Consider the following 25,802-nt stretch of genomic DNA (forward strand, 5'->3'; position numbering starts at 1 on the left):
CCCCTATGCCTGATAATCGCCGCTTCCTGCTGACCCGCCGCCCCAATGGCGAACCTGTGCAGGCGGATTTCTTGCTCGTTACCGAACCGACGCCCGAGCTCGCCGACGGGCAATTCCTGATCCGCAACCATTATGCGTCGCTCGACCCCGCAATCCGCGGCTGGATGGATGATGCGCCGAGCTATATGCCGCCCATCCCGCTGGGCGACCCCGTGCGAGCGTCGACGATCGGCATCGTCGAGGCGAGCAAGGCCGACGGCTTCGCGCCCGGCCAATGGGTGATGGGGCTCAACGGGATCGAGGATTATTCGATCGGCACGCTCGGCGGCTTCACCCAGCCGATCGATGCCACGCTGGTGCCATCGGTCACCAACTATCTGTCGGTTCTCGGCGCGGTCGGGATGACCGCTTATTTCGGCTATATCGACGTGTGCGAGCCAAAGGACGGCGACGTCGTCCTCGTCACCGGCGCCGCGGGTGCAGTCGGCTCGCTCGTCGGCCAGATCGCTAAGATCAAGGGCGCGAGCAAGGTCATCGGCATCGCCGGCGGCGGCGAAAAATGCGCAAGGCTGGTCGAGCGGTACGGTTTCGACGCGGCGATCGACTATCGCGGCAAGGACGTCCAGGCGCTCACGGACGCGATCCGCGCCGAAGCACCCGACGGCGTCGACATCATCTTCGAGAATGTCGGCGGCGACATCCTCGACGCCGGCCTCAACAATCTCCGCCACGGCGCGCGCATCGGACTGTGCGGCCTGATCAGCGAATATAACAGCGTCGAAAAGGTCGGCGCGCGCAACATATGGCAACTCATCGTCCATCGCGCGTCGATCCGCGGGTTGCTGGTCGCCGATTACATCCCGCGCTTTGCCGAAGGCGGTGCGGCGATGGCGGCATGGCTGCAACAGGGCAAGATGGTGGCCGACGAGCATGTCGACGAGGGGATCGAAAACAGCTTCGATGCCTTCATGCGGCTCTTCGCCGGGAGCAACCAGGGCAAGATGATCCTGAAGATCGCATGAGGGGAACGCGCCGCCTTCTCGTGCTGTCGGGCGGCCATCCTTATGAAGCCGAACCCTTCGCCGACCTGCTTGCAAGCTTCGACGGCTGGACGGTCACGCACCTGATCCATCCCGAGGCCGAAGCCGCCGTCGCCGAGGGCGCCGCGAACGACGCCGACGCGATTCTGTTCTATGACATGCCCGGCTACAGCTTCGGCGACGGCAAGGCCGCGACGCGGCCGCCCTCCTTCACCTATCGCCGCGCGATCGCCGGCTATTTCGCGCGCGGCGGCGGCGCGGTCGCGATGCATCATGCAATCGCCGGCTGGGCCGAATGGCCCGAATGGGCCGAGATGGTCGGCGGGCGCTTTCTGTATGATCCCGGCGAAGCGCATGGCGAAGCGCATCTCGACTCGGGCTATCGCCACGACGTGCGCTACGACGCCGTCGTACTCGATCCGGATCATCCGGTGACGGCCGGCCTTCCGCCGCGTTTCCCGCTCTGCGACGAGCTTTATCTGGCGCCGGTCTGGGGCGCCGCCAAGCCGCTGCTCCGCGCCGATCACGCCTTTGTCCGCGACAATTTCTATTCGGCGGCGCAGGCGGTCGCGGGGCGGATGTTCAGCAATGACGGCTGGGATCACCGCCCCGAAAGCGACGGGATCGCGTGGGAAAAGCCCGTCGGCGCGGGCCGCCTCGTCTACCTGCAGCCCGGCGACGGACCGGCGGCCTATGCCGATCCGCATATCCGCCGATTGCTCGCCAATGCGCTTGCGCACGTCGCTGCGGCCTAACGAAATAGTGCATCGCGCCGCCGGAGCGGGAGCATATAGTTGCGCGTATAAAGAGAAGATCGAGGGAAGAGGCGCGTGAACGATATCGCCGCAGGCAGTTTTTTCGAGCCGCAGGTCATTGCGGACCCGTTCGACTATTATCGCGCCTGGATGCCGAAGAGCCCCGTCGTGCAATTGTCGGACGGGATGTTCCTCGTCCTCTCCTATGATCTGTGTTCGCAAGCGACCGGGGACGTCGAGACCTTCTCGAACAATTTCCAGGGCACCTTGTCGGGCGCGATGGCAGAGGATGGCGATGTCGCCGCGATCCTGGCCGATGGCTGGCCGCAGGTCGACACGCTGCTCACCGCCGACCCGCCGACCCACACGCGCTTTCGCAAGCTGGTCAACCTTGCCTTCTCGATGAAGCGCGTTGCCGCGATCGAAGAGGACATGCGCGGCGTCGTTACCGGGCTGATCGACAAGATGGCGGAAAAGGGCGACGCCGATTTTGTCCGCGATTTCGGTATTCCCCTTCCCGTGGCGATGATCGCGAGCCAGATCGGGATGACGGGCGACGACCTCGACAAGGTGAAGCGCTGGTCGGACGCCTTCGTCGATCGGCTTGGCCGCATGATCCCCAAGGACCGCGAGCTGGAATGCGCGCGCGAGGTCGTCGAATTCCAGCATTTCGTGAAGGCGAAGATCGACGAGCGCCGCGCCGAGCGGACCGAAGACCTGCTCTCCGACCTCGTGTATGCCGAAGTCGATGGCGAACGGCCGCTCGAGGACGCCGAAATCCTGTCGATCATGCAGCAGCTGATGGTGGCAGGAAACGAGACCACGACTTCGGCGCTCGCGGGCGGGCTTCTCCAGCTGATCGAGAACCCCGACCAGATGGCGAAGGCGGTCGCTGCGGTCGACGAAGGCAATGACCGCGCGATCCTCAACCTTGTCGAGGAAGTGCTGCGAACCGAGAGTCCCACTGCCGGCATGTGGCGCATGGTGCTGAAGGATGCCGAGCTTGGCGGCGTTAAGATCCCGAAGGGCGCGATGGTCCAGTTGCGGTATGCGGCGGCGAACCGCGATCCCGCCAGATTTCCCGACCCCGACCGTTTCGACATGGAACGCGCCAACGCGCGCAGCCACCTGGCGTTCGGGAAGGGCATCCATATGTGCGTCGGCAATATGCTGAGCCGCAAGGAAATGGCGGTCGCCTATACCGAATTGCTGCGGCGGCTGACGGAATTCCGCGTCGCCGAGGGGCACACGCCGAGTTGGCCGCCGAACATGCTGCTGCGCGGGCTCACCAGTTTGCCGATCCATTTCCGGCGGCGCACATGAACTTCGACCTCGACGAAGACCAGGTTCTCGTGCGCGACACGATCGGCCGCTTTCTCGGCCCGATCGACATCGCCGCGCGGCACGCCATGCGCAAAAGCGACGGGGGCTATTCGCGCGCGCGCTGGCAGGAGATCGCAGACCTCGGCCTGCTCGCGCTCGCTGCTCCGCAAACGATGGGCGGCATCGGCGGGACGATGGTCGACCTCGCGCTCGTCGCGGAAGCGCTCGGCAAAGGCCTTGCCATCGACCCCTGGCTAGAAAATGGAGTGTTGCCGATCCGGATCTCAGCCGCAGCGGGCGACGCGGCACTCGTCGCCGACCTGACCGTCGGAGCGCGATTCGTGGCGGTCGCTTTCGCCGAACCCGCCCGCCGCTATGAAACCGAGGCCGTCGGAACCAAGGCCGACGGCGGTCATGTCGCCGGCGCCAAGACATTGGTACTCGGGGCGCCGCTGGCCGACACAGTGCTGATCACGGTCGCGGGTGATAAGCTGGCCAAGATCGACAAAAGCGCCGCGGGCGTCGTGCGGCAGGACTATCCGGTCATCGACGGATCGAGCGCCGCAACGATCGACCTGCATCGCGCCGCGGCCGAAATCTTCGACTTGCCCGCAGCAAAATTCGATCGCGTGATCGGCGATGTCCGCCTGCTCGCTGCCGCCGAAATGCTGGGCCTCGCGCAGACGATGTTCGACGACACGCTCGCCTATGTCGGCGAGCGTCAGCAGTTCGGCGCCGCGATCGGCAGCTTCCAGGCGCTCCAGCACCGCCTGGTGGAATGCTATGCCGCGCTCGAACAGGCGCGCTCGATGGTGCTGCGGACCGCGATGCTCGACCCGACGACCGACGATGCCAACTGGCCGCGGATCGCCGCGGGCGCCAAGGCCTTCGTCGGCGAAGCGGCGACGAAGATCGGGCTCGAGGCGGTGCAGATGCATGGCGGCATGGGCCAGACCGACGAACTCGCCATCGGCCACGCGCTGAAGCGTGTGATGCTGCTCGACAAATTGTTCGGCGACCAGGATCATTGCCTGCGTACCTTTGCGAGGGCGGCATGAGCGCGCTCGCCCCCGTCGCGCCGGGCCTGTGGACCGACGAGGCCGAACCCCGGCTGATCGGCGCGCGCCGCGCCGACGGCGAGATCATCTTTCCCGTGCCGTCGGGCGACGCCGCAGCGCTGGTCGAGCCGGTTGCGTTGTCGCGCAAGGGCACGCTCTGGTCGTGGACGACGCAGGGGTTCGAGCCGAAGGAGCCCTATAGCGGCCCGCAGCCCTTTCAACCTTTCCTCATCGGCTATGTCGAACTGCCCGGCGAGGTGATCGTCGAGACGCGCATCGTCGACGCCGCACCCGCCGACCTCGTCATCGGGATGCCGATGGAATTTGCGGTGGTTCCCTTCGACGATGCGCGGTCGACCTATGCCTTTCGCCCGGAGCGCCAGCCATGAACGACGACGTCTACATCATCGGCGCGGGCATCCATCCCTTTGGCCGAACCGACGGTCGGTCGGGACGCGACCAAGGCGTGTTCGCGGTGCGCGAGGCACTCGCCGACGCTGGCATCGAATGGCCTGACGTGGAATTCGCTTATGGCGGTTCGGCGGCGGCGGGATCGGCCGACATCATGGTCAACGAACTCGGGCTGACCAGCGTGCCCTTCATCAACGTCGCCAACGGCTGCGCGACCGGCGGCAGCGCGCTCACCGCAGCGCGCAACGCCATTGCCGCAGGCGCATGCGACATCGCGCTCGCGGTCGGGTTCGACAAGCATCCGCGCGGGGCATTCAACGCCAAGCCATCCGATTACGGCCTGCCCGAATGGTATGGCGAAACCGGCATGATGCTGACGACGCAATTCTTCGCGCTGAAGATCCAGCGGTACATGGCGCTGCACGGCATCAGCCGCCGCACCTTGGGGCTCGTCGCCGAAAAGGCCTTTCGCAACGGCACGCTCTGCGATCATGCCTGGCGTCGTTCGCCGGTCGATCTCGACACGATATTGAACGCGCCGATGGTCAATGATCCGCTGACCAAATATATGTTCTGCTCGCCCGCCGAGGGCGCGGTCGCGCTGGTCCTGGCAAGCGCCAAGAAGGTGCGCGAGCTGGGGTCCGATCCGGTGCGCATCGCCAGCGTCGCGTTCCGGACCCGGCCCGAAGGTTCGTTCGAGGTGTTCGCGCCGTCGGTCAGCGTCAACGGCGGCGGCAAGCCTACCCAGGTCGCCAGCCGCGCCGCGTTCGAAATGGCGGGCATCGGCCCGGAGGATGTTTCGGTCGCGCAACTGCAGGACACCGAGTCGGGCGCCGAGATTATGCACATGGCCGAAAACGGCTTCTGCGCGGACGGCGATCAGGAACAATGGTTTGCCGAGGGCTGGAGCGAGATCGGCGGCAAACTGCCAGTCAACACCGACGGCGGCTGCCTTGCCTGCGGCGAGCCGATCGGCGCCTCCGGCCTGCGCCAAGTTTACGAAAATACGGTACAATTGCGCGGTCGCGGCGGCGAGCGGCAGGTACCGAACGACCCCAAAGTGGGGTATAGTCATGTCTATGGCGCGCCCGGCCTTTCGGCCGTGGCGATCCTCGAACGCTAGCGGATTTATGGATCTCGACCTTACCCAAGATGAACTGAATTTCCGCGAGGAGGTGCGCGACTTCCTTCGCACCTCGCTGCCCGACTATGTCCGCGACGGCGCCAAACGCACGCCCGGCGTCTTCGTCGAGCCCGACATCGGCCTGGTCTGGCACCGCATCCTGAATGACAAGGGCTGGGTCGCCTATCACTGGCCCGAGGATTGCGGCGGCACCGGCTGGACACCGATGCAGCGCTATATCTTCGAAAAGGAATGCGCGATCGCCGGCGCCCCTTCGCTGTCGGTGCTCGGCCTCAGGCTCGTCGGTCCGGTCATCTGCGCCTTTGGCACGCAGGAGCAGAAGGATCGCTTCCTTCCCGCGATCCGCGCCGGAACCGATTACTGGTGCCAGGGCTATTCCGAACCGCAAAGCGGGTCCGACCTCGCCTCGCTGCGCACCCGCGCGCGGCGTGACGGCAACGAATATGTCGTCGACGGGTCGAAGATATGGACCACCCACGCCCATCACGCGAACTGGATCTTCTGCCTGGTTCGCACCGACAGCGAGGTCAAGAAGCAGGCTGGGATCAGCTTCGTGTTGGTGCCGATGGACCAGCCCGGCGTCACCGTGACCCCGATCATCACCATGGCGGGCGATCATGAGGTCAACCAGGTCTTTCTCGACGCCGCGCGTACGTCGGTCGACAACCGCATCGGCGAAGAGGGCCAGGGGTGGACGATCGCCAAATTCCTGCTCGAAAACGAACGCGGCGGGTCGTTCCACGCGCCGCGGCTGATCCGCGCGATCGACCATATCGAACAGCTCGCAGGCATCGCCCCCAGCGGCTATAACGGATCGCTCGGTGGCGACATTCAGATCGCGACGCGGATCGCGAAGCTGCGGCTCGAGGCCGAAGCGCTCGAGACGACCGAACTGCGCATCCTGGCAGACATCGCGAAGGGCCGCCCGGCGGGGCCGCAGACGTCGCTCGTCAAACTTCTCTCGTCCGAAATCCATCAGCGGATCGACGGACTCGCGATGGACCTGCACGGTTACGACGGCCTGCAACTGCCGACCATCCGTCCGCTCTATGGCAATGAAGCCACGCCCCCGATCGGCGACGAGGACGCACAAGTCGCCGCCGCGCGCTATCTCAACAGCCGTGCCTGGACCGTCTTCGGCGGTTCGAGCGAAGTTCAGAAAAACATCATAGCAAAGACGGTGCTCCGCTTATGACACATGCATTGCGACTTGCCGACCAGTGTGAAATAGTCCCGCTCATGGGAGAACAGGCAGAAAAACTGCCGGTCGACGGGTTTGCGCCCCCAATGGATGCCAGGACGCTCGTCGATGCGGTCACGATCCGCAACGTGGAGGATATCCACGATGCAGCCGTGCTGCTGCGCGATTATGCGGCGGCATTCGGGCTGCGCGTCGCGCTGTGCGACGATATCGCATCGAAGGAAACGATGGTCGATGCCGACGGCGCTGTGCTCGCCGCGGACCTGTTCGGCTGGCTCGGCGATGGCGAGCGCTGGTGGGAGGATCACAGGCTGGCGCTGCATTCGCCGCTGCCCCGCTCGTGCCGGTACGAGAGCGAGCCCTTCTGGTGCAACAGCGACGGGTTTCGCACCGCACAGCCCAATCCCTATCTCGACGATATCGACCTCTCGCGTTATTTTTCGGCGCACGAGCGGTACAAGGCGGCGATCGTCGTTCCCGTGCACCTGCCGTTCGGGCAGATTTCGGCGAACAGCTTCCAGCCGTCGAACCCCGAGATCACCGATCTGTCGGACCTGTTCGGGTCGATCGGTGACACGCTGGCGCTCGCAACGCGGCGCTTCATTGCGGGCTATGCCTCGGCGATGCGGACGAAACGGCGGATCCCTTCGGATTGCGAGCTGTCGAAGCGCGAGGTCGAATGCCTGCGCTGGGCGGCGATCGGCAAGACCGACCGCGAGATCGGGATGATCATCTCGCTGAGCCACGCGACGGTGCGCTATCATGTCCACCGCGCCGGCGAAAAGCTGAACTCGGTCAACCGCGCGCAGACGATCTTCAAGGCCGGGCAGCTGGGCTATCTGGGTGCGAATAGCTGAAGGCTTTCCCCTCCCGCGATCGGGAGGGGAGCATCAGCCCAGCGACCGCAGAGGCTCACTCCCGTCCCAGTTTTTCGCAGCGTCCCGCATCATCGCGAACAGCTCGCGCGTGCCCGCCTGCGGTTCGAGCAGCTCGATCAGATTTCCCGGTCCGGTGCCGGGATCGGCGTAGATGACCCCGCCCGTGTCGCCGACCGGCGCCTCAAAGACAATCTCCGCGCCCGCCGCCAGGCAGCTGGCCCGCGCATCGGCGATCGATTCGACGAGGATGCAGACATGGTGGAGCCGGTCGGCGACGCCATATTCGCCGCGATAGAGCGACGTCGCATCATTCTCGGGCCGGATCAGCTCGATCTGCATGTCGCCCCAATAGCCGAGCGCCATCGTGAACACCGGGTCGCTGACTTCGCCGCGATAGCGGCCGCCGGGAAGCGACACATTGGGAAGCAGGAAAAAGGGGCCGGCACCGACCACTTCGGTCCAGTGCTTCAACGCCGCGTCGAAATCCGACGGCACATAGGCCATCTGCATGATGTTGCCGAGCGATGCGAGCGATCCGGGTCCGGTCATCTGTCTCTCCCCCTCAAAAGCGTTAGCGCACAAGCGCTGGGCTTTGTGCGATAAGCTCATCCAATCCCGGAGTCATACTGGGCAAAATGTGAGGAGAGTCATGGCCGAGTCCGATCCGAAGATCGCGCCGCAGGACTGGTTCGCGATCCGTAAACGCAACGCGCGCACGGGACTGCGCAAGCTGGTCGCCATCGTCGCCGAGAACCGCACCGATTGCGCGGAAGGGCCGCTGCCGCTGCACAAGAGCATCTACATCGGCGAAGCCCGCAATGCCGCCGAGATGGAGCATATCTTCCGGAACGAGCCGATCGTCGCCGGGCTGTCGGGCGATATTCCCAAGACGGGCGACACGCTCGTCTTCGACTCGGTCGGCCCATCGATCCTCGTCACGCGCGGCAAGGACGGGGTCGCACGCGCCTTCCTCAATATGTGCACGCATCGCGGCGCGAAGCTGGTCGAGGAGACCGAACCGTGGAGCGGTCCGCGGCCGCGTCTGGTTTGCCCCTTTCACGCCTGGACCTTCGATCCTGCCGGCCAGCTCGTCGGCCAGCCGGGCAAGGAAGGCTTTGCCAATTGCGAGATCGGCGCGCGCAACCTGATCGAACTGCCGTGTGCCGAACATCTCGGCCTGATCTTCGTGCGCGCGAACCCCGATGGCGAGCCGATCGATGCCGAGGCGCATCTTGGCGACTTCGGCCCGGTGCTCGCACAGCTCGAACTTCACCGCGCCGAGCCGGTGAAGAAGGGCATTCTCACCGCCGATTCCAACTGGAAGTTCGCGCTCGACACCTATGGCGAGAGCTATCATTTCAAGATGCTGCACGCCTCGACGATCGGCGGCACGCATTACAGCGATCGCAACGTCTATGAACCGATCGGCCGCCACCACCGTGTCAGCTTCCCCGACCTTTCGATCGGTGCACTCGTCGGCAAGGACGAGAGCGATTGGCCCGAAACCGAATATGGCGGGGTGCATTTCCTGTTCCCGAACACCGTTGTCTTCTTCGGCGCAGTGACCCCCGGGGTCTATTTCACCCAGCTCTTCCGCCTGTTCCCCGATGGCGCGGGCAAGATGTTCTGCCAGTTCGCAGTCTATGCGCCGTTCGGCGTCGAAAGCGACGAGCATCGCAAGATGTGCGAGATGGCCTATGACATGACCGCAACCGTCGTGCAGACCGAGGATTATCGGGTCGCGAGCAACGGCTATGCGAACCTGATGACCGCGCCCGCCGACTTCCACGTCGTACTCGGCGCGAACGAGCCGGCGCTGCACGGCGTCCACCGCTCGATCGCAGCCGCGTGCGGCATGCCGCTCGACCAGATCGCCTGACCTTTCGGAGGTACCGATGAACGACCTTAGTCCTCCCCAGGCGCCAGACCGCGACGACCGCTGTCCGGGCACCAGCTATACCGACATGCTGAAGGCCGATACGCGGCGCGTCCCCGACTATCTGTTCGCCGAATCGAACCAGGAACTCGGCGACGAACCGATCCCGATCGAACGCTATGTCAGCGACGATTGGGCGCGGCTCGAGCGCGAGAAGATGTGGCCGAACATCTGGCAATATGCCGCGCGTGAAGAGGATATGCCCAACCCCGGCGATACCGTTGTCTATGACATCAACGAAAAGAGCATATTGCTCGTCCGGCAAAAGGACCTGTCGGTCAAAGCCTTCTATAATGTCTGTCTCCACCGCGGCCGCAAGCTGCGCACTGAGAGCGGACCGGCAGTCCACCTGCGCTGTCCCTTCCACGGGTTCGCCTGGCACCACGACGGCCGCTTCAAGGAAGCGCCGTGCGCGTGGGACTTCAAGCATCTCGACGACAAGGACATGAGCCTTCCCGAGCTGAAGGTCGAAAGCTGGCAGGGCTTCCTTCTCGTGACCGAGAACCACGATCTGCCCAGCTTCCGCGAATGGGTCGGCCCCGGCGTCGAACATTATGACAATTGGCGGCTCGACGAATGCTATACCGGTGCGTGGGTCGGCCGCGTCATTCCCGCCAACTGGAAAGCGGTCGCCGAGGCGTTCATGGAGGCGTGGCACAGCATCGTCACCCACCCGCAGATCCTGGGCTTCACCGCCGACGCGAACACGCGCTACGACCTTTATGGCGACTTCCTCAATCGGGCGATCACACCCGCCGGCGCGATGTCGCCGCACATCAAGGGCAAGGACCAGTTCTACGTCCTGAAATCGCTGGAGGATTTCATCGGTTCGGGCGACAGCCGCGCCCGCCGCGCGACCGGCGATCCGACCGACCTGAAAGGTTTCGATGCCGACGACCCGATGCTCGCGCGCAAGGTGCTGGCGCAGGCGAACCGCGATGCCTTTGGTGCGATGAACGGGCGTGATTATTCGGACGCGACCGACAGCGAAATGCTCGACAATTTCACCTACAATGTTTTCCCCAACTGGTCGCCATGGGGCGGGTTGGTGCCGAACATCGTCTATCGCTGGCGCCCGTGGGGCGACACCGACCATTGCCTGATGGAGGTCCGCATCCTGATGCGCACGCCGAAGGGCGAAAAGCCCCCCAAGTCGGCGCCGATGTACCTGATCCCCGACGACCAGCCCTTTGCGAACGCCAGCCATCTGATCGGCGCCGCGCTCGCCGGTGTGTTCGACCAGGACATGGAAAACCTGCCCTTTGTGCAGGAGGGCATGAAATCCTCACCCAATGGCGTCATCGAACTCGGCCATTATCAGGAAAGCCGCATCCGGCATTTCCACCGCACGCTGAGCAAATATATGAGCGGTGAGCTGCCCGGCTGATGGCGCACACCGCGCCCCTGCTGTCGCTTGCGGCAGGGGTGCTGCCCGAATTTTCGCCCGAACAGACCGTGGCGGCGGCCATCGACGGCGGCTGGCCCGCGACCGGCATTTGGTATGATCCGGCGACATGGACCGCCGCAACGACGATCGAAGTCCGCGACCGCGCGGCCGATGCGGGCGTCGCCATCCTCGACATCGAAGTGATCTGGCTGAAACCAGGCGACGACGATCCGGCGCATTTCGCGGCGATCGACGCCGGCGCAGCGATTGGCGCGCAGAATGTCCTGATCGTCAGCTCCGAAGACGATCCGCGCCGCGCCGCCGACAAACTCCACCGGCTTGGCAACCACGCCGCCGCGGCGGGACTGCGCGCCTGCCTGGAATTCGCCGCATTCACGACCGTCGGCAGTCTGGAGCGCGCGCTGGCGCTGCTCGATGCCGCCGACTGCGACAATCTCGGCCTGCTGATCGATCCGCTGCATCTGGCCAGGACCGGGGGAACGCCCGCCATGCTCGCCGCCGTCGCGCCGCGCCGCTTCCCCTATGCGCAGTTTTGCGACGCGCCCGCGCACGGCCCGCCGCCGAGCGACGTCGGCGCGATCATTCACGAAGCGCTCGACCTGCGATTGATGCCCGGCGACGGCGCCTTGCCGCTGGCGGAGCTGCTCGCCGCACTGCCGCCCGCCACGCCGCTCAGCGTCGAACTGCGCAGCGCCGCGCTCCGCGCCGATTATCCTGACGCAGCTAACCGCGCCCGTGCCTTGCTGGCCGCAACGCGGCGCTGGTTCGAGCGCTAGATCAGGTCCAGTCCTGCCGCGCCGCCCATTCGGCGAAGGGCGTCGGGGTCACCCCGAGCAGCCGCGCCGCCGGCACCGCATCGAGCGCGACCGGGGACACCGGCTGATCGTTATACCAGCGATAGAATTTCGCCATCCCGTCATAGATGCTGAACGGCTGGACATCGCGCGATCCGGTCACCAGTTCGCTCATCCGCGCTGCGAATTCGTCGGGGCTGAGGCTCTGGAAACGCACCGGGCGGCCTGCAGCGACGCTCAGCCGCTCGGCAACCTCTGCCCCCACCAGCCCCTCGGGTCCGCCCACCGCGATCCGGTCGGCAATCAGATCCTCGTGCATCAGCGCCGCGACCATATAGGCCGCCACATCCTCCAGGCAGATCCAGTTGATCTTCAGCGTTTCGGCGGCCGGATAGGCGAACACACCGCTGTTCACGATCGCCGGGCGCGACCAGATCCGGGTGATATTGTCCATGAACACCATCGGTTCGATGATGACATAGGGCACGCCGCTGTCGTGGATCGCGCCCTCGATGTCGCGCCGCCCGTCATGCGCCGAGAGGTCGAGGTCATGATCGGCGACGAAGCAGCTGGTGTTGAAGACGATCTTGCCCAGCCCTGCCGCGTGCGCGGCTTCCGCGATATTGCGTCCCATCGCCGCGGCCCGTTCGCGGTCGAATTCGAACGGCAGGTGCATCGCGAGCGCGTCGTGTCCGCGAAAGGCGGCGGTCAGGCTTGCGACATCATAAAGGTCGGCCGCGACTTCGGGCACGTCGGGGTGCGACGTCGCCGCCATCGCCCCCGGTCGCCGCACCCCTGCGGTGGGTTCGAGGCCCCTGGCCTTGAGCGCGGAGAGCAGCGGAATGCCCTGATCGGCCGGCGCGCCGAGGACGAGTATCTTCTTCACGCCGCGCCCTCCAGCTGCTTCGCCGACACGGTCGCGGCATGATGTCCGGCAAGGAAGCCGAATACCATCCCCGGCGCGATCGTCCCGCCGGGACCACCATAGGTCATGCCCATCGTCGAGGCCATGACGTTGCCCGCGGCATAGAGGCCCGGAATCGCGCCGCCGTCGACGCTGAGCACCCGCGCATCGACATCAGTCTGCGGCCCGCCCTTCGTCCCCAGCGCGCCGCTCTTGATCTCGACCGCGAAGAAGGGCCCCTGGCCGATCGGGCCGAGCGTCGCCGCGGTCGAGCCGCGCCCGTCGGGATCGCCCCACCATTGGTCGTGCGCCGCATCGCCGCGCCCGAAATCCGGATCGCGTCCGGTAGCACAGTGCGCGTTGAAGCGTTCGACGGTTGCATCCAGGGCATCGGGGTCGATACCCAGCCGCTTGGCGAGGTCGGGCAGGCTTTCGGCGCGCATCGCCCACTGCGGCGGGGCCACCCCGCGCTCGCCGCTGATCATGCCAAAGCCGAAGCGGTCGATATATTGCTGGTCGAAGATCAGCCAGCACGGCAGGTTGGCATAGTCGAACGCGCTGACGTCCTGGTCGTGGAAGGCCGCGCCGATCGCGTTGTAATTCGCCGCCTCGTTGGTGAAGCGCCGCCCCGCGCGATTGACCATGATAGAATGCGGCAGGCTGCGCTGACCCGCGACGAGCGTCTTGCCGGTCGCGCTCTCGCTCTCCGGCACCTCGGCGACCGGCATCCACCACGCCTCGCGCATATTGCCAAGCATCGCGCCGACGCGCATCGCCATCTTCAGCCCGTCGCCGGTGTTCGTTTTCGGGCTGAGCGGGTGCGTCAGCGGCCCGCGGATGAAAGCGCGGAGCAGGTCGGCATCCCATTCGAACCCGCCGGTCGCGAGCACCACCGCATCGGCTGCCACCTCGATCTCGCCATCGGCCGTTTCGAACACGGCGCCCGCGACGCGGCCGTCGTCCATCATCAACCGCACCGCACGATGCCCCGTCTGCGGTTCGATCCCGCGATCGAGGCAAGCCCGCAGCAATCGCCCCACCAGCGCCTGTCCACTACCGCGCAGATCGCCGTCGATCCGCCGCTGCAACTCTTCGGGCGACAGCGGTTGCGGCTTGGCCTGCCCCAGCGGGGTGTCGTAGATCGAGAAATAAGGCATCGGATAATAGGGCGACAGCGTCACCTTCGCGGCCCACTCGCCCAGTTCGTGAAAGGAGTAGAGCGGGCAGTCGAGCGAGCGTCCGCCGTTCGGCATCCCGCCCGGAAACTCCGCGTGATAATCGGGAAACTCGGGGATCGGCCGAAACTGGACCGGCGTCTTTGCCTCCAGGAAAGCGACCATCTCGGGCCCATGATCGAGAAACGCCTCGACCAGATGCTGCTGCATCAACCCGTGCGACATCGACATGAGGTACGTCAGCGCCTTGTCGCGGCTGTCCTCGACGCCCAGCCCCGCCTCGTGGTGATTGGTCGGGATCCAGATCATCCCGCCCGACCAGGCGGTGGTGCCGCCGACCTGATCGCCCTTTTCGAACAGCGAGACGCGTGCGCCGGCTTCGTGTGCTGCAATCGCGGCGGTAAACCCCGCGCCGCCGGTCCCGAGGACGATGACGTGCGGGGCTTCTCTCATCTTTTATGCCTTCAATTGCGCGACCATGTCGGCCGTGTCGAAATAATGGATGCGCATCGACGCCATCTTGCCGGCGTCGTCGAACTCGGTGACCTCGGCGATATGCGTTTCGAAACGCTTTCCGCTCGATTTCGCGGTGACGGTGAAGTGGAGCAGCGCCACGGCATATTTTTCGCCGCCAACCAGCTCCTGCCACTTGACGACGGGATCTTCCCAGAAGGTCATGACATGCGCGTAGAGTTTCTGCAGCGCATCGCGCCCGCGCCATTCGCCGCCATAGGGCAGCGACGCGGGTTCATGGATGACGAGATCATCGGCCATAAAGTCGGCAACAACCCCCCACTCGCCCCGCGCAACCGCGGCGTACATCGCCTTGCTGGCTTCGAGCGGCGTCATTCGATCGTCCCGACCAGCGCGCCGACCGGATAGACTTCGCCCTCGACCCCCGTCGGGTGGATCGTGCCCGCGACTTGCGCTTCGATCTCGACCGTCGTCTTGTCGGTTTCGACGGTGTAGATGATGTCGCCGACCTCGACGCGCTCGCCATCGCCGAACATCCATTCGTTGAGCGTCATTTCGGTCGCAGACATGCCGATCTTCGGGATGCGCAGTTCCTCCGCCATCGCCCTAGCCTTTCCAGTTCATCGCGGCGCGCACCGCATCGGCGATCGCATCCTTGTTCGGGATCCACGCCTGTTCGAGCGCATTCGCCATCGGCACGGCAGAGAAAGCGCCGCCGATGCGCGTCACCGGGGCTTTGAGCTTGCCGAACAGTTTCTCGTTGAGACGCGAGGCGATCTCCGCGCCGGTGCCATATTGCTTCACTGCCTCGTGCAGCACGACCGCGCGGCCCGTCTTTTCGACCGATGCGGTCACCGTCGCCTCGTCATAAGGCGCGATCGTCCGCAGATCGATGACCTCGACCGAAATCCCCTCGCCGGCCAGCCGCTCGGCGATTTCCAGCGCGTCGAGCACGGTGCGGCCATAGGTAATGATCGAACAGTCGGACCCTTCGAGCGTCACCGCCGCCTTGCCCAGCGGGACGATATGCCCCGGCCCCGGATCGTCCGATTTCAGGCCGTAGCAGAGGATATTCTCGATAAAGATCACCGGGTCGTTGCACGCGATCGCCGCGCGCATCAGCCCCTGGGCGTCGGCGGCATTCGACGGGGTCACGACTTTCAGACCCGCGACATGCGCGAACCAGGCTTCGAGCATGTCGGAGTGCTGACCGCCGAAGCCGACGCCGACGCCAGTCGTGGTGCGGATCACCAGCGGCACGTTCGTCTGTCCCCCCGACATGAAGCGCAGCTTCGCCGCATGATTGACGATCTGGTCCATCGCCACGGTGACGAAGTTCATCAGCATGATCTCGGCGATCGGGCGAAAGCCCGCGAGAGCTGCGCCGACGCAGGCACCGACGATCGCCTGTTCCGAAATCGGCGTCGCGCGAACACGGTTCTCGCCATATTTCTCGGTGAGCCCGGCCGAGATTTTGAACACCCCGCCCCCCTGTTTCGCGGCGACATCCTCGCCCAGCAGGATCACGCCCTCATCCTCGGCCATCGCTTCGTCGATCGCGCGGTTGATCGCCTGCGTCATCGTGATTTGCGCGCTCATGCCGCGATCTCCTCTTCGAAGACATCCTTGCGGATCTCCTCCGGCCCCGGCAGCGGGCTGCTCGCGGCGAATTCGGCCGCCGCGTCCATCTGCGCGTCGAGGTCGGCAACAATGGCGTCGAGTTCGGCCTCGGTGAACTGGTGGTCGAGCATCAGCTGGCGCAGACGCGGCAGCGGGTCCTCCGCCGCCATTTCGGCCAGATGCTCGGGCGGCATGTACGAAAAGTCGGCACCAAAGAAATGGCCCATCATGCGATAGCACATCGCCTCGATCAGCGTCGGCCCCTCGCCCGCCCGCGCGCGATCGACCGCCGCCTTGGTGGTGTTGTACATCGCGATGGCGTCATTGCCGTCGAGCTTCACGCCCGCCATCCCATAGGCCTTGGCGCGGGTCACGATCGAGTCGACCTTGGTATGGTCGGCAAAGGCGGTGTGCTCGCCGTAGCGGTTGTTCTGGCAGAGGAAGATCACGGGCAGCTTCCACAGCTGCGCCATGTTCATCGCTTCGTGGAACGCGCCGATGTTGGTCGCGCCGTCGCCGAAACAGACCATCGTCACCTTGCCGTCGCCGCGGTTCTGTGACGCGAGCGCGAGGCCGTTGGCGATCGGCAACCCCGATCCGACCACGCCGGTGGTTACCATCACGCCGGTTTCGGGGTGCGTGATATGCATCGACCCGCCCTTGCCGCGGCAGGTGCCGCCGACCTTGCCCGCAATTTCGGCAAACAAGGGATTCAGCGGCACGCCCTTGGCGATCTGGTCATGCTGACCGCGATAGGTGGTGACCAGATAATCGTCCTGGTTGAGCGCCGCCATTGCCGCCGCCGACACCAACTCCTGTCCGCGCACGGTGTAATAAATCACCGCCAGCTTTCCGGTCATCAACAGCGAGCGGAATTTCTCGTCGGCACGCGCCACCCGCATCGTGCGGGTGTAGATGTCGCGCAGCGTGTCGCGATCGATCGTCGTCTCGGTCATGCAGATTCTCCGATGCCCTGTTGGGGGTTGGCGCTCGCGGTAGCGCTGGAACGGGCGGCAACGCGGTCACGCCAGGCGGCGAGATGCGTCAGCGCGGGATCGAGCGGCTGCCCGACCATCGCGCCGAATTCGACGAAGGAATAGAGCAGGACGTCGGCAAGGCTGAAGCGCGCGCCGAGTGCCCACGGCCCCGCGCCGATCATGTTGTCGACCTTTACCAGCCCGTCGGCGGCCAGACGCTTCAGATCGGCCGCTGCATCGGGCAGGCAGAGCATCCGGCTCTGGAACATCGGCAGCCCCTCTGCCCCGCGAAAGCCCGCTGTCATCGGCACCACGACGAGCTGGTCGACGATCCGCACGAACATCCGCGTCCTCGCGCGTTCCTCTGCGGTCGCGCCGAGCAGCGCATGGCCCGCGGCTGTCTCGTCGAAATATTCGCAGATCGCGATGCTTTCGGCGATGCAGCCGCCATCGTCGAGTTCCAGCAGCGGCGTGTGGCCGAGCGGGCTCTTCGCGCAAAACTCCGGCTGCCGGTTCTCGGCCGCCATGATGTCGACGAACTGCCGTTCGACGCGCACTCCGGACTCAGCAAGGTACATCAGCACCACGCGCGGATTGGGACCGATCGATTGATAAAGTTTCATTTCGCGCGGCCTAGAACTGGACGCGCTTGGTGAAGCCGCCGTCGATGACGAGATGCGCGCCGGTCATATAGGGACAGGCGGGCGAGGCCATGAACACGATGCCCTTCGCGACTTCCTCGGCCTCGCCGAAACGACCCATCGGCATCTGCGCCAGCGTTGCATCATAGAGCGCGGGGACGGCGGACTTGATGACTTCCCAATTGCCGCCGGGATAATAGATCGCACCCGGCGAAACGATGTTGACGCGGATATTCTGCGCCGCGAGCGCCTGGCTCAATTGCGAGCCATAGGTGATCAGCGCGGCCTTCAGAGCATTGAATGCCTGCGGGACAATGAAGGTCTCGACCGCTGCGGTCGACGACATGAAAATGATCGATCCCGACCCTGATGCGGCGAGCGCGTCGGTCAGCACCTCGACCCCATGGACCGCGCCCATCACGTCCATGTCCAGCCCGCGCTGCCAGTCGCCGGTAGCGCCCTGCCCCGACGAGCTGGCCGTGTGGATGAAGATGTCGCATCCGCCGAGCGCATCGCGCGCATTGCCCAGCCATTCGCGATAGCCGTCGGGATTGCCGGTCATGTCGAACTGCTCGCCATGAACCTTGCCTGGCCCCGCAGCGTCGATCGCCGCGACCGCCGTCGCGACCTTTTCGGCATCGCGCGAGAAGAAGGCGACATCGGCGCCCTCGGCCGCGAAAATCTTGAGCGACGCCAGCCCCAGGCCGTGCGCGCCGCCGTTCATGATGACTTTCTTGCCCTGAAGACCCAGATCCATCGCATCCTCCTCTTGTGATTTTGAAGAGGACAGTATCGCGCGCACCGACGGCGGAACATCAGCAAAAATGGGAGCGGCACAGGCCCGGAAATATGCTCGGGCGTCACATTTCCGCCTTGTCGGTGGTAATGCCCCTAAAGGACGACACCCTTTTGCTCGAGGCGGCGGATTTCTTCGGCCGCCACCGACCAGTTCTGCAAGCTGTCGTGAATGTCGGGTTTGGACACGACGGGATCGGGTTGCCGGTTCTGCGACCGTCCGAAGCGCGGCGCCGGCGATGGCTGCAGCGACGGACCCGAATGCGCGTGGACATGACGTGCGCGGTTCGCTGGGTGTTCCGCCGCCTCGCGAAACGTCAGGACCGGGGACACGCAGGCGTCGCGTTCGTCGAAAATGCCGCACCAGTCGCTTTGCGTGCGCGTCCGGAAGAGTTGTTCGATCTCGCTGGCGCGAGCCGACCAGACGGCCGGATTGAGATAATCGTCGAAATCGGAGGGATCGAGGCCGAGCCCCACCAGAAAGGCGTCGTGAAACTCGCGCTCGAGCGCGCCCACTGCCATGTACCGCGCGTCGGCGGTTTCGTAGCAGCGATAGAAATAGGCACTGCCATCCAGAAGGTTGCCGCCGCGCCCGCTGTTCCACAGGCCCATCTGCATCCAGCCCGCCATCTGAGTCAGCAAGACCGAAATTCCATCGACCATCGCGACATCGAGAACCTGCCCCCGTCCCGACCGCTGCCGCTCGACCAGCGCCGCGAGGACGCCCATCGCAAGGAATGTTCCGCCGCCGCCGAAATTGCCGACCAGATTGACCGGCGGGACCGGCGGGGCACCGCTTGGCCCGATCGGATGCAGCGCCCCGGCCAGGGCAAGATAGTTGATGTCGTGCCCTGCCCGCGACGCCAACGGTCCGGTCTGCCCCCACCCGCTCATGCGCGCGTAGATCAGCCTTTCGTTCGCGTCGCAAAGCGCTTCGGGTCCAAGGCCGAGGCGCTCCATCGTTCCCGGTCGATAGCCTTCGATGACGACATCGGCCCGTGTCGCGAGATCGCGCACGAGCGCCAAGCCGTCGGGCGACTTCAGGTCGATCGCGACCGACGGGCGGTTTCGGTACAGAAAATCATATTGCGGGTCGCCGCCGAGCGGGCGCGCGGCGCCATAGCGCTCGATCCGCAACACCTCGGCGCCCAGGTCGGCCAGCAGCATCGCGCCGAATGGAGTTGGCCCCAGCCCCGAAAACTCCAATATCCGGATTTTCGCGATCGGCGCCTGTCCGCCATTTTCTTGTGGATTCATATGGATCTGGTCCCCCGTCGCATCACGCACCCGATCATTATATTCTCGTCAGTTGAAAAATATACTAGCCAGTATCTTCTTGTCCTGTCACTATCTGAATCACGAGCCGGGCACAGACCCGGCGGTTAGAGGAGATTGGGAGAATGGCCGAGATCACCCCCAGCGAGCTGCGCTTTACGCGCACCGAACGGGTCACCATGGGCGTCCCGACCGCCGATGCGATAGCCGACCAGGCCGGCAAGATGGGATGCTCGAAGGTATTTTTGCTGGCGTCGACGACGTTGCGCGAACGCACCGACGAAATCCGGAAGATCGAGGCGGCGCTGGGCGCGCGGCACGCCGGCACCTTCAGCGGGATCGCCCCGCACGCTCCGCGCGCCGATGTTCTGAAAGCGGCCGATGCCGCGCGAACCGCCGGCGCCGACCTGATCGTGTCGGTTGGCGGCGGTTCGGCGACCGACAGCGCCAAGATCGTCGCGCTGCTCATCAAACATGATGTGCGGAGTGTCGAGGCGTTCGAACCGCTGCGCACCTATGTCACCGACGCGGGCGAAGTGATCAATCCGATCACCGTCGGCCCCGACATTCCGGTCATCTGTGTCCCCACGACGCTGTCGGGCGGCGAGTTCAACGCATTGTCGGGTTCCACCGACGAGGTGACGCAGCACAAGCAGGGCTATGAGCATCGCAACATGGCGCCGGTGATGGTTGTCCTCGATCCGTCGATCACGCGCCACACGCCCGAGTGGCTGTGGCTTTCGACCGGGGTTCGCTCGGTCGATCATGCGGTGGAAACTTTGTCCTCCTACCAGTCGAACGATTTCGCCGACGGGCTGGCCGAAAGCGCGCTGCGCCTGCTGGTCGAGGGCCTGCCGCGCGTGAAGGCCGATCCCGGCGACATGGAAGGCCGCCTGAAATGCCAGATCGGCGCCTGGCAATCGATGATCAGCATCATCGGCGGGGTTCCGATGGGAGCGAGCCATGCCATCGGCCATATTCTGGGCGGTACCTGCGACGTCCCGCATGGCTATACGTCGTGCGTGATGTCTCCCTATGTCCTGGCGTGGAACGCCGAACATGACGCGAGCCGCCAGCGCCGCACGCTGGCGGTGCTGGGCGAAAGCCACGGCAGTGCGTCGGCGGCGCTCGACGCCTTCATCTCCCGACTGGGAATGCCGCGGCGCCTGAGCGACGTCGGCGTCGACGAAAGCCGCTTTCAGCAGGTCGCCGATTACACGCTGCTCGATATCTGGGGCCGCACGAACCCGCGCCCGGTCACCTCGGCCGCCGACATTCTCGAAATCCTTCGCCGCGCCGCGTGATGCCGCGATCAATCACAGCAGAAGCGACCGGGGAAGAGACACCGACCATGACGAACGCCGAACGATCGCGGGACTTTCAGGACCCGCGGATTCCCGATCGCGATGAATGCGTGCTGCGCTATCTGCTCGACCGCTGGGCAACCGAGCGCCCCGACAAAGCCCATATCGTCTTTGCCGACGGATCCGAATGGAGCTTTGCCGAGATCCGCGAGCGCGTTCGTGCCAAGGCGGCCGGGCTGCGGAAACTCGGCATCCGACAGGGCGAACGCGTGGCGGTGTGGCTTCCGAACGGACCCGACGCCCTCGTCGCTTTCTATGCGATCAACTATCTGGGCGCCGTCTTCGTGCCGTTCAACACGGCATATCGCGGCGGCTTGCTCGAGCACGTGCTGGCAAACTCGTCCGCCCGAATCCTGCTTGTCCACCCCGACCTCGTACCGCGCCTGGCCGAGGTCGACCCGGCGGGCATCGAGTTGCTGGTCGTCACGACCGCCGCCGCCTTCGATGAAGGGCGGTTTGCTTCGGTGCGCTTCGACGACGTGACGGGCGATCCGGCCGATGACTTGGCGCTCGATCGGCCGATCGATCCATGGGACATCCAGTCGATCATCTATACGTCGGGGACGACCGGCCCGTCGAAGGGCGTCCTGTCATCCTATCTCCATATGTTTTCGAACGCCGGTCCCGAAAGCTGGCCGATGGTGGGAGAGGACGATCGCTATATGTGCGTCGCACCCATCTTTCACATTGGCGGCATGGGGCCGCCCTTCGTCATGCTCGCCCGCGGCGCCTCGGTCGCGATGGCCGACAATTTTTCGACCTACGAATTCTGGTCCGTCGCCAAACGCACGGGCGCAACCGTCGTGTTCCTGCTGGGCGTCATGGCGACATTCTTGCTCAAGGCGCCGCCTGCCGAAAAGGACCGCGACCATGGCGTCAAAAAGGCTTTCATGGTCCCGCTGACCGGCGATGCCCCCGCCTTCACCGAACGCTTCGGAATCGACATCTATACGATCTTCAACATGACCGAAATCTCGTCGCCCATCGTCTCGGAAGCCAACCCGGCCAAGATCGGCACCTGCGGCCGCGTCCGCGCGGGGGCTGAAGTCCGGCTGGTCGATACGAATGATTGCGAAGTCGCCGTCGGCGAGATCGGCGAGATGCTGGTCCGCACCGATCGCCCGTGGGCGATGAACAGCGGCTATAACGCCAACCCCGAAGCGACCGCCGAGGCCTGGCGCAACGGCTGGTTTCACACGGGCGATGCGTTTCGCCGCGACGAGGACGGCTATTTCTATTTCGTCGATCGCGTGAAAGATGCGATCCGCCGGCGCGGCGAGAATATCTCGTCGTTCGAAGTCGAAGCCGAGGTTTGCCGTCACCCCGATGTCCGTGAAGCAGCGGCCATCGCGGTGCCGAGCGAATATTCAGAGGACGAGGTGATGGTCGTCGTCGCTCCGGTTCCCGGCCGCGCCATCGATTGCCGAACGCTCGCGGCATTTCTGATCGAAACCATGCCCTATTTCATGGTTCCTCGCTATTTCCGGGTGCTCGAAGAACTGCCCAAGACGCCATCGGCCAAGGTGTTGAAGACCGACCTTCGGCGGGAAGGCGTGACGAGCGACACCTGGGACCGCGAAGCGGCAGGCATGCGCGTGCGCCGCGAATCCTTCGCACCATGAACGCCCGCCCTCTCTCCCCTCTCTTTCATCGTTCCAGGATATTTTCGACATGACCAATCCGATGCCCGACCGGCCGATCGCTGCCGACCAGATCGACTGGGCATTGCTGGCATCCGGTGTCGACCAGGGCAATATTCCCGCGTTGCTGATGCTGCTTCACCAGATGACGGGTGAAACGAAATGGCTTGAAGAGCCCTTTGTTCCAAAGCGCGCGCCGGGCCTCGACGACAATGACAGCGGCCAGCTTCCCTCCGATATCCAGCGCGAGGTGCGCGACCATGCGCGCCAGGCGATCGAAGCCTGGCTGAGGGGCCAGGACCTGGCGCTGCCCGAGCCCGACAATGCCCATCTGGCAAAAATGCTGAGCGTCGCGATGACCGAGCATGTCCCCGAGGAATATGGTGACATCGTCGCTGCCGGCATGCGGCCCACCGCCACGGCGCGCGACGTTCCTCCATCGCTGGCGAAGAAGTCTGCGATTGTGATCGGGGCCGGAATCTCGGGGATTTGCGCCGGCATCGAATTGCAGCGCCTTGGCATCGACTATGTCCTGTTAGAGAAGAATGAGGATTTTGGCGGCACCTGGTTCGAGAACCGCTATCCCGGATGCGGTGTGGACACACCCTCGCTGACCTATACATTTTCGTGCCGCCCGAACGATTGGTCGAAATATTTCCCGCTCCGCGACGAGATCGAGGGCTATTTGCTCGACACGGCGAGCGAGTTCGGACTGGCTGCTCACGCGCAGTTCAATTCGAAAGTCGAAACGGCGCAATGGGACGACGCGGCCGACCAATGGGAAGTTGCGGTATCGAAACCCGACGGCACGATCTCGACCCACCGCGCCGACTATCTGTTCAGCGCTGTCGGTCTGCTCAATATACCGCAATATCCCAAGATCGCAGGGCTCGAATCCTTTGCCGGCGACGTGATCCACACCAGTCGCTGGCCGGCGGGAACCGACCTTTCGGGCAAACGCGTCGCCGTGATCGGCAACGGCGCTTCGGGGATGCAGGTCGCCCCCGCAGTGGCCGACGACGCGAGCGCGCTGACCATCTTTGCGCGATCGAAACAATGGGCGGCACCCTTCCCGCAGTTTCGCAAGCCAGTGCCCGATGGGGTGCGGTATCTGATGCGCGCGGTCCCGCTGTACCGCGCCTGGCTGGAGCAGCGGCTGTCGTGGACGTTCAACGATCGCGTCCACGGCACCTTGCGCCGCGATCCGGACTGGGCGCATCCCGAGCGCGCGGTCAACGAAATCAATGACGGCCATCGCCGCCACTTCACCCGCTATGTCCATGAAGAATTGGCCGACCGACCCGAACTGATCGACGATGTCCTTCCCGACTATCCGCCCTTCGCCAAGCGGATGTTGCTGGACAATGGTTGGTACCGCACGCTGCGCAAGCCGAATGTCCGGCTGATCCCCGAACATCTGGCGCGGGTCGAGGGTCATCGCCTGATCTCCTCGTCGGGGATCGAGGTCGAAGCCGATGTGATCATCCTCGCCACCGGATTTCAGACGACGCGCGTGCTGGGATCTTATGACGTGATCGGCCGAAACGGCCAGGTGCTGCGCGATTTGTGGGACGAGGACGACGCATCGGCCTATCTGGGCACGCTGGTGCCCGGCTTTCCCAACCTGTTTATCCTGCTGGGTCCCAATGTCGGGTCGGGTCACGGCGGCAGCATGATCCGCAATATTGAAAACCAGATGCACTTTGCCGGCGAAGTCGTGCTGGCGAGCGCCGCGCGCGGCGCCGACACGGTCGAGGTGAAGAATGCGGTCTATCAGGACTATCGCCGCCAGATCGACGAAGCGCACGAAACATTGGTGTGGACCCACCCCGGGACCGAAAACTGGTACCGAAACAAGAAGGGCCGCGTCATCGCCATCACGCCGTGGCGCAACGATGCATTCTGGCGAATGACGCGCTCGCCGAAGCCGGACGATCTGGAATTCGGATATACCGACGGCGACAACGCCACGCTCGCAGAGGCGAGCTGAGCTGCGACAGGAATTCGCCCGATGAAGGCGTTTCGAGGGCACCGTCTGGGAGCGGTCGAAGATTTTGCGCTGGAAGAGCAATCCATCGGCGCGCCCGGCGCTGGCGAAATTCTGCTGCGCGTCGAGGCCACATCGCTCGGCTTTGTCGACGCGCTGGTCATGCGCGGGCTTTATCAGGCGCAGCCGCCCCTCCCCTTCACGCCCGGCGGCGAAATCGTCGGTCGTGTCGAAGCGCTTGGCGAAGGTGTGACCGGCTTCATTCTGGGGCAACGCATCGCGTGCTGGCAGTTCGGCGGCGGTCTGGCCGAACAGGCCGTGGTCAGCGCGGCGCATAGCGTCGCGGTGCCCGACGCGCTGGAAGCAGCCGCCGCCTCGTCGCTGATCCTCGACTTCCTGACGGCGCATTACGGCCTTTTCGATCGCGGCCACTATCGCGCGGACCAGTCGCTGCTCGTCGCTGGCGCGTCGGGTGGCGTGGGATCGGCGGCGGTCCAGCTCGCCCGCGCCTGCGGCGGCACGGTGATCGGGCTGGCCTCGGGCGATGCCAAGATGGACCATGTCCGCGCGCTGGGCGCCGACCTGGTGCTCGACTATTGCGATCCCGATTGGCGGGCGCAGTTGAAGGCCCGCTATCCGGCGGGTGTAGACAGGGTGTTCGATCCCGTCGGCGGCCCGCTGTTCGAAGCCTGCTTCCGCTCGCTCGCCAAGCACGGCCGACATCTGGTCGTCGGATTCGCGTCGGGCGACGGCATCCCAAAGCTTCCCGCCAATCTTCCGCTTCTGAAGTCGGGCGAACTGGCAGGGGTCGATGCGCGTTATCTGGGCGAAAGCGACCCGGCGCGGGTTTGCGCCATTTTGGGGATTATCTTTCGGCTCGCCGAGCGCGGCTTGATTTCCCCGGTCATTGGCGCGAGCTTTGCGCTGGCCGACGCGCCCGCCGCATTCGCCGCGCTCGCCTCGCGCTCCCGCATCGGGAAGATTGTCGTCACGCCCTGATGC

At 64.9% G+C, this 25,802-nt stretch carries 25 protein-coding genes; 15 read left to right on the plus strand and 10 right to left on the minus strand.

The window, feature by feature from the left end; genetic code table 11:
- Nucleotides 1-5 precede the first annotated feature (5 nt).
- The 8 genes from ACO055_RS06960 (at nt 6) to ACO055_RS06995 (ending at nt 7,789) form a co-directional block, all read left to right on the plus strand.
- Nucleotides 6-1,022 (plus strand): NADP-dependent oxidoreductase, encoded by a 1,017-nt coding sequence (locus tag ACO055_RS06960; protein WP_422061858.1) that lies wholly within the window; start codon nt 6-8, stop codon nt 1,020-1,022.
- Entirely contained in the window at nt 1,019-1,795 is a 777-nt protein-coding gene (locus tag ACO055_RS06965) for a ThuA domain-containing protein (protein ID WP_422061859.1), read from the plus strand. Before ACO055_RS06960 ends, ACO055_RS06965 begins: the two co-directional genes overlap by 4 nt.
- A gap of 75 nt (nt 1,796-1,870) precedes the next feature.
- Nucleotides 1,871-3,118 (plus strand): cytochrome P450, encoded by a 1,248-nt coding sequence (locus tag ACO055_RS06970; protein WP_422061860.1) that lies wholly within the window; start codon nt 1,871-1,873, stop codon nt 3,116-3,118.
- Nucleotides 3,115-4,176, plus strand: a complete 1,062-nt coding sequence (locus tag ACO055_RS06975) for an acyl-CoA dehydrogenase family protein (RefSeq protein WP_422061861.1) — start codon at nt 3,115-3,117, stop codon at nt 4,174-4,176. Before ACO055_RS06970 ends, ACO055_RS06975 begins: the two co-directional genes overlap by 4 nt.
- Entirely contained in the window at nt 4,173-4,565 is a 393-nt protein-coding gene (locus ACO055_RS06980; protein WP_422061862.1) for a Zn-ribbon domain-containing OB-fold protein, read from the plus strand. Before ACO055_RS06975 ends, ACO055_RS06980 begins: the two co-directional genes overlap by 4 nt.
- Nucleotides 4,562-5,710, plus strand: a complete 1,149-nt coding sequence (locus ACO055_RS06985; protein ID WP_422061863.1) for a thiolase family protein — start codon at nt 4,562-4,564, stop codon at nt 5,708-5,710. Before ACO055_RS06980 ends, ACO055_RS06985 begins: the two co-directional genes overlap by 4 nt.
- A 7-nt stretch (nt 5,711-5,717) precedes the next feature.
- Nucleotides 5,718-6,926, plus strand: a complete 1,209-nt coding sequence (locus tag ACO055_RS06990) for an acyl-CoA dehydrogenase family protein (protein WP_422061864.1) — start codon at nt 5,718-5,720, stop codon at nt 6,924-6,926.
- Between the two features lie 44 nt (nt 6,927-6,970).
- Entirely contained in the window at nt 6,971-7,789 is an 819-nt protein-coding gene (locus tag ACO055_RS06995) for a helix-turn-helix transcriptional regulator (RefSeq protein ID WP_422061865.1), read from the plus strand.
- Between the two features lie 33 nt (nt 7,790-7,822).
- Here the strand turns inward: ACO055_RS06995 and ACO055_RS07000 are convergent, their stop codons facing one another.
- Nucleotides 7,823-8,359, minus strand: coding sequence for a VOC family protein (locus ACO055_RS07000; protein ID WP_422061866.1), 537 nt, complete (start codon nt 8,357-8,359; stop codon nt 7,823-7,825).
- Nucleotides 8,360-8,459: 100 nt separating this feature from the next.
- On the opposite strand from ACO055_RS07000, the gene ACO055_RS07005 reads away from it, so the two are divergent.
- The 3 genes from ACO055_RS07005 to ACO055_RS07015 are packed head-to-tail and all read left to right on the plus strand — an operon-like array spanning nt 8,460 to nt 11,930.
- Complete coding sequence (locus ACO055_RS07005) at nt 8,460-9,689, plus strand: aromatic ring-hydroxylating oxygenase subunit alpha (protein ID WP_422061867.1); 1,230 nt, start codon at nt 8,460-8,462, stop codon at nt 9,687-9,689.
- A 16-nt stretch (nt 9,690-9,705) separates the two neighbouring features.
- Entirely contained in the window at nt 9,706-11,133 is a 1,428-nt protein-coding gene (locus tag ACO055_RS07010; RefSeq protein WP_422061868.1) for an aromatic ring-hydroxylating oxygenase subunit alpha, read from the plus strand.
- Nucleotides 11,133-11,930, plus strand: a complete 798-nt coding sequence (locus tag ACO055_RS07015; protein ID WP_422061869.1) for a sugar phosphate isomerase/epimerase family protein — start codon at nt 11,133-11,135, stop codon at nt 11,928-11,930. Before ACO055_RS07010 ends, ACO055_RS07015 begins: the two co-directional genes overlap by 1 nt.
- A gap of 1 nt (nt 11,931) precedes the next feature.
- Here the strand turns inward: ACO055_RS07015 and ACO055_RS07020 are convergent, their stop codons facing one another.
- The 9 genes from ACO055_RS07020 to ACO055_RS07060 form a co-directional block, all read right to left on the minus strand.
- Complete coding sequence (locus ACO055_RS07020; RefSeq protein WP_422061870.1) at nt 11,932-12,834, minus strand: SDR family oxidoreductase; 903 nt, start codon at nt 12,832-12,834, stop codon at nt 11,932-11,934.
- Nucleotides 12,831-14,480: an FAD-dependent oxidoreductase gene (locus ACO055_RS07025; protein WP_422061871.1), complete on the minus strand. Its 1,650-nt coding sequence runs from the start codon at nt 14,478-14,480 to the stop codon at nt 12,831-12,833. Before ACO055_RS07025 ends, ACO055_RS07020 begins: the two co-directional genes overlap by 4 nt.
- A gap of 3 nt (nt 14,481-14,483) precedes the next feature.
- Nucleotides 14,484-14,876: a nuclear transport factor 2 family protein gene (locus tag ACO055_RS07030; RefSeq protein ID WP_422061872.1), complete on the minus strand. Its 393-nt coding sequence runs from the start codon at nt 14,874-14,876 to the stop codon at nt 14,484-14,486.
- Nucleotides 14,873-15,103 (minus strand): biotin/lipoyl-containing protein, encoded by a 231-nt coding sequence (locus ACO055_RS07035; RefSeq protein WP_422061873.1) that lies wholly within the window; start codon nt 15,101-15,103, stop codon nt 14,873-14,875. Before ACO055_RS07035 ends, ACO055_RS07030 begins: the two co-directional genes overlap by 4 nt.
- Before the next feature lie 4 nt (nt 15,104-15,107).
- Nucleotides 15,108-16,100: an alpha-ketoacid dehydrogenase subunit beta gene (locus tag ACO055_RS07040; protein WP_422061874.1), complete on the minus strand. Its 993-nt coding sequence runs from the start codon at nt 16,098-16,100 to the stop codon at nt 15,108-15,110.
- A complete protein-coding gene (locus tag ACO055_RS07045) occupies nt 16,097-17,077 on the minus strand; it encodes a thiamine pyrophosphate-dependent dehydrogenase E1 component subunit alpha (RefSeq protein WP_422061875.1) in 981 nt (326 codons plus the stop codon). Before ACO055_RS07045 ends, ACO055_RS07040 begins: the two co-directional genes overlap by 4 nt.
- The gene (locus ACO055_RS07050; RefSeq protein WP_422061876.1) at nt 17,074-17,721 is read right to left on the minus strand and encodes a glutathione S-transferase family protein; all 648 of its coding nucleotides are present in this window, start codon (nt 17,719-17,721) and stop codon (nt 17,074-17,076) included. Before ACO055_RS07050 ends, ACO055_RS07045 begins: the two co-directional genes overlap by 4 nt.
- 10 nt (nt 17,722-17,731) lie before the next feature.
- The gene (locus tag ACO055_RS07055) at nt 17,732-18,496 is read right to left on the minus strand and encodes an SDR family NAD(P)-dependent oxidoreductase (protein ID WP_422061877.1); all 765 of its coding nucleotides are present in this window, start codon (nt 18,494-18,496) and stop codon (nt 17,732-17,734) included.
- 134 nt (nt 18,497-18,630) lie between these two features.
- Complete coding sequence (locus ACO055_RS07060; RefSeq protein WP_422061878.1) at nt 18,631-19,791, minus strand: CaiB/BaiF CoA transferase family protein; 1,161 nt, start codon at nt 19,789-19,791, stop codon at nt 18,631-18,633.
- 143 nt (nt 19,792-19,934) lie between these two features.
- Between ACO055_RS07060 and ACO055_RS07065 the strand changes: the two genes are divergently transcribed.
- The 4 genes from ACO055_RS07065 to ACO055_RS07080 are packed head-to-tail and all read left to right on the plus strand — an operon-like array spanning nt 19,935 to nt 25,799.
- Entirely contained in the window at nt 19,935-21,113 is a 1,179-nt protein-coding gene (locus tag ACO055_RS07065) for an iron-containing alcohol dehydrogenase (protein WP_422061879.1), read from the plus strand.
- Nucleotides 21,114-21,160: 47 nt separating this feature from the next.
- Entirely contained in the window at nt 21,161-22,795 is a 1,635-nt protein-coding gene (locus ACO055_RS07070) for an AMP-binding protein (protein ID WP_422061880.1), read from the plus strand.
- Between the two features lie 49 nt (nt 22,796-22,844).
- On the plus strand, nt 22,845-24,803 hold the full coding sequence (locus ACO055_RS07075) for a flavin-containing monooxygenase (protein ID WP_422061881.1): 1,959 nt from the start codon (nt 22,845-22,847) through the stop codon (nt 24,801-24,803).
- A 21-nt stretch (nt 24,804-24,824) separates the two neighbouring features.
- Entirely contained in the window at nt 24,825-25,799 is a 975-nt protein-coding gene (locus tag ACO055_RS07080) for an NADPH:quinone oxidoreductase family protein (protein WP_422061882.1), read from the plus strand.
- The last annotated feature ends 3 nt before the right edge of the window (nt 25,800-25,802 follow it).

Origin of the sequence: Sphingopyxis sp. (assembly GCF_965227415.1) — a bacterium.
Lineage (GTDB): Bacteria > Pseudomonadota > Alphaproteobacteria > Sphingomonadales > Sphingomonadaceae > Sphingopyxis.

What these genes read in the sequence shown, in the direction of transcription:
- ACO055_RS06960 (WP_422061858.1), top strand. Translation starts at nt 6, where the DNA reads ATGCCTGATAATCGCCGCTTCCTGCTGACCCGCCGCCCCAATGGCGAA.
- ACO055_RS06965 (WP_422061859.1), top strand. Translation starts at nt 1,019, where the DNA reads ATGAGGGGAACGCGCCGCCTTCTCGTGCTGTCGGGCGGCCATCCTTAT.
- ACO055_RS06975 (WP_422061861.1), top strand. Translation starts at nt 3,115, where the DNA reads ATGAACTTCGACCTCGACGAAGACCAGGTTCTCGTGCGCGACACGATC.
- ACO055_RS06980 (WP_422061862.1), top strand. Translation starts at nt 4,173, where the DNA reads ATGAGCGCGCTCGCCCCCGTCGCGCCGGGCCTGTGGACCGACGAGGCC.
- ACO055_RS06985 (WP_422061863.1), top strand. Translation starts at nt 4,562, where the DNA reads ATGAACGACGACGTCTACATCATCGGCGCGGGCATCCATCCCTTTGGC.
- ACO055_RS06990 (WP_422061864.1), top strand. Translation starts at nt 5,718, where the DNA reads ATGGATCTCGACCTTACCCAAGATGAACTGAATTTCCGCGAGGAGGTG.
- ACO055_RS06995 (WP_422061865.1), top strand. Translation starts at nt 6,971, where the DNA reads ATGGGAGAACAGGCAGAAAAACTGCCGGTCGACGGGTTTGCGCCCCCA.
- ACO055_RS07000 (WP_422061866.1), bottom strand. Translation starts at nt 8,359, where the DNA reads ATGACCGGACCCGGATCGCTCGCATCGCTCGGCAACATCATGCAGATG.
- ACO055_RS07005 (WP_422061867.1), top strand. Translation starts at nt 8,460, where the DNA reads ATGGCCGAGTCCGATCCGAAGATCGCGCCGCAGGACTGGTTCGCGATC.
- ACO055_RS07010 (WP_422061868.1), top strand. Translation starts at nt 9,706, where the DNA reads ATGAACGACCTTAGTCCTCCCCAGGCGCCAGACCGCGACGACCGCTGT.
- ACO055_RS07015 (WP_422061869.1), top strand. Translation starts at nt 11,133, where the DNA reads ATGGCGCACACCGCGCCCCTGCTGTCGCTTGCGGCAGGGGTGCTGCCC.
- ACO055_RS07025 (WP_422061871.1), bottom strand. Translation starts at nt 14,480, where the DNA reads ATGAGAGAAGCCCCGCACGTCATCGTCCTCGGGACCGGCGGCGCGGGG.
- ACO055_RS07030 (WP_422061872.1), bottom strand. Translation starts at nt 14,876, where the DNA reads ATGACGCCGCTCGAAGCCAGCAAGGCGATGTACGCCGCGGTTGCGCGG.
- ACO055_RS07035 (WP_422061873.1), bottom strand. Translation starts at nt 15,103, where the DNA reads ATGGCGGAGGAACTGCGCATCCCGAAGATCGGCATGTCTGCGACCGAA.
- ACO055_RS07040 (WP_422061874.1), bottom strand. Translation starts at nt 16,100, where the DNA reads ATGAGCGCGCAAATCACGATGACGCAGGCGATCAACCGCGCGATCGAC.
- ACO055_RS07045 (WP_422061875.1), bottom strand. Translation starts at nt 17,077, where the DNA reads ATGACCGAGACGACGATCGATCGCGACACGCTGCGCGACATCTACACC.
- ACO055_RS07050 (WP_422061876.1), bottom strand. Translation starts at nt 17,721, where the DNA reads ATGAAACTTTATCAATCGATCGGTCCCAATCCGCGCGTGGTGCTGATG.
- ACO055_RS07055 (WP_422061877.1), bottom strand. Translation starts at nt 18,496, where the DNA reads ATGGATCTGGGTCTTCAGGGCAAGAAAGTCATCATGAACGGCGGCGCG.
- ACO055_RS07060 (WP_422061878.1), bottom strand. Translation starts at nt 19,791, where the DNA reads ATGAATCCACAAGAAAATGGCGGACAGGCGCCGATCGCGAAAATCCGG.
- ACO055_RS07065 (WP_422061879.1), top strand. Translation starts at nt 19,935, where the DNA reads ATGGCCGAGATCACCCCCAGCGAGCTGCGCTTTACGCGCACCGAACGG.
- ACO055_RS07070 (WP_422061880.1), top strand. Translation starts at nt 21,161, where the DNA reads ATGACGAACGCCGAACGATCGCGGGACTTTCAGGACCCGCGGATTCCC.
- ACO055_RS07075 (WP_422061881.1), top strand. Translation starts at nt 22,845, where the DNA reads ATGACCAATCCGATGCCCGACCGGCCGATCGCTGCCGACCAGATCGAC.
- ACO055_RS07080 (WP_422061882.1), top strand. Translation starts at nt 24,825, where the DNA reads ATGAAGGCGTTTCGAGGGCACCGTCTGGGAGCGGTCGAAGATTTTGCG.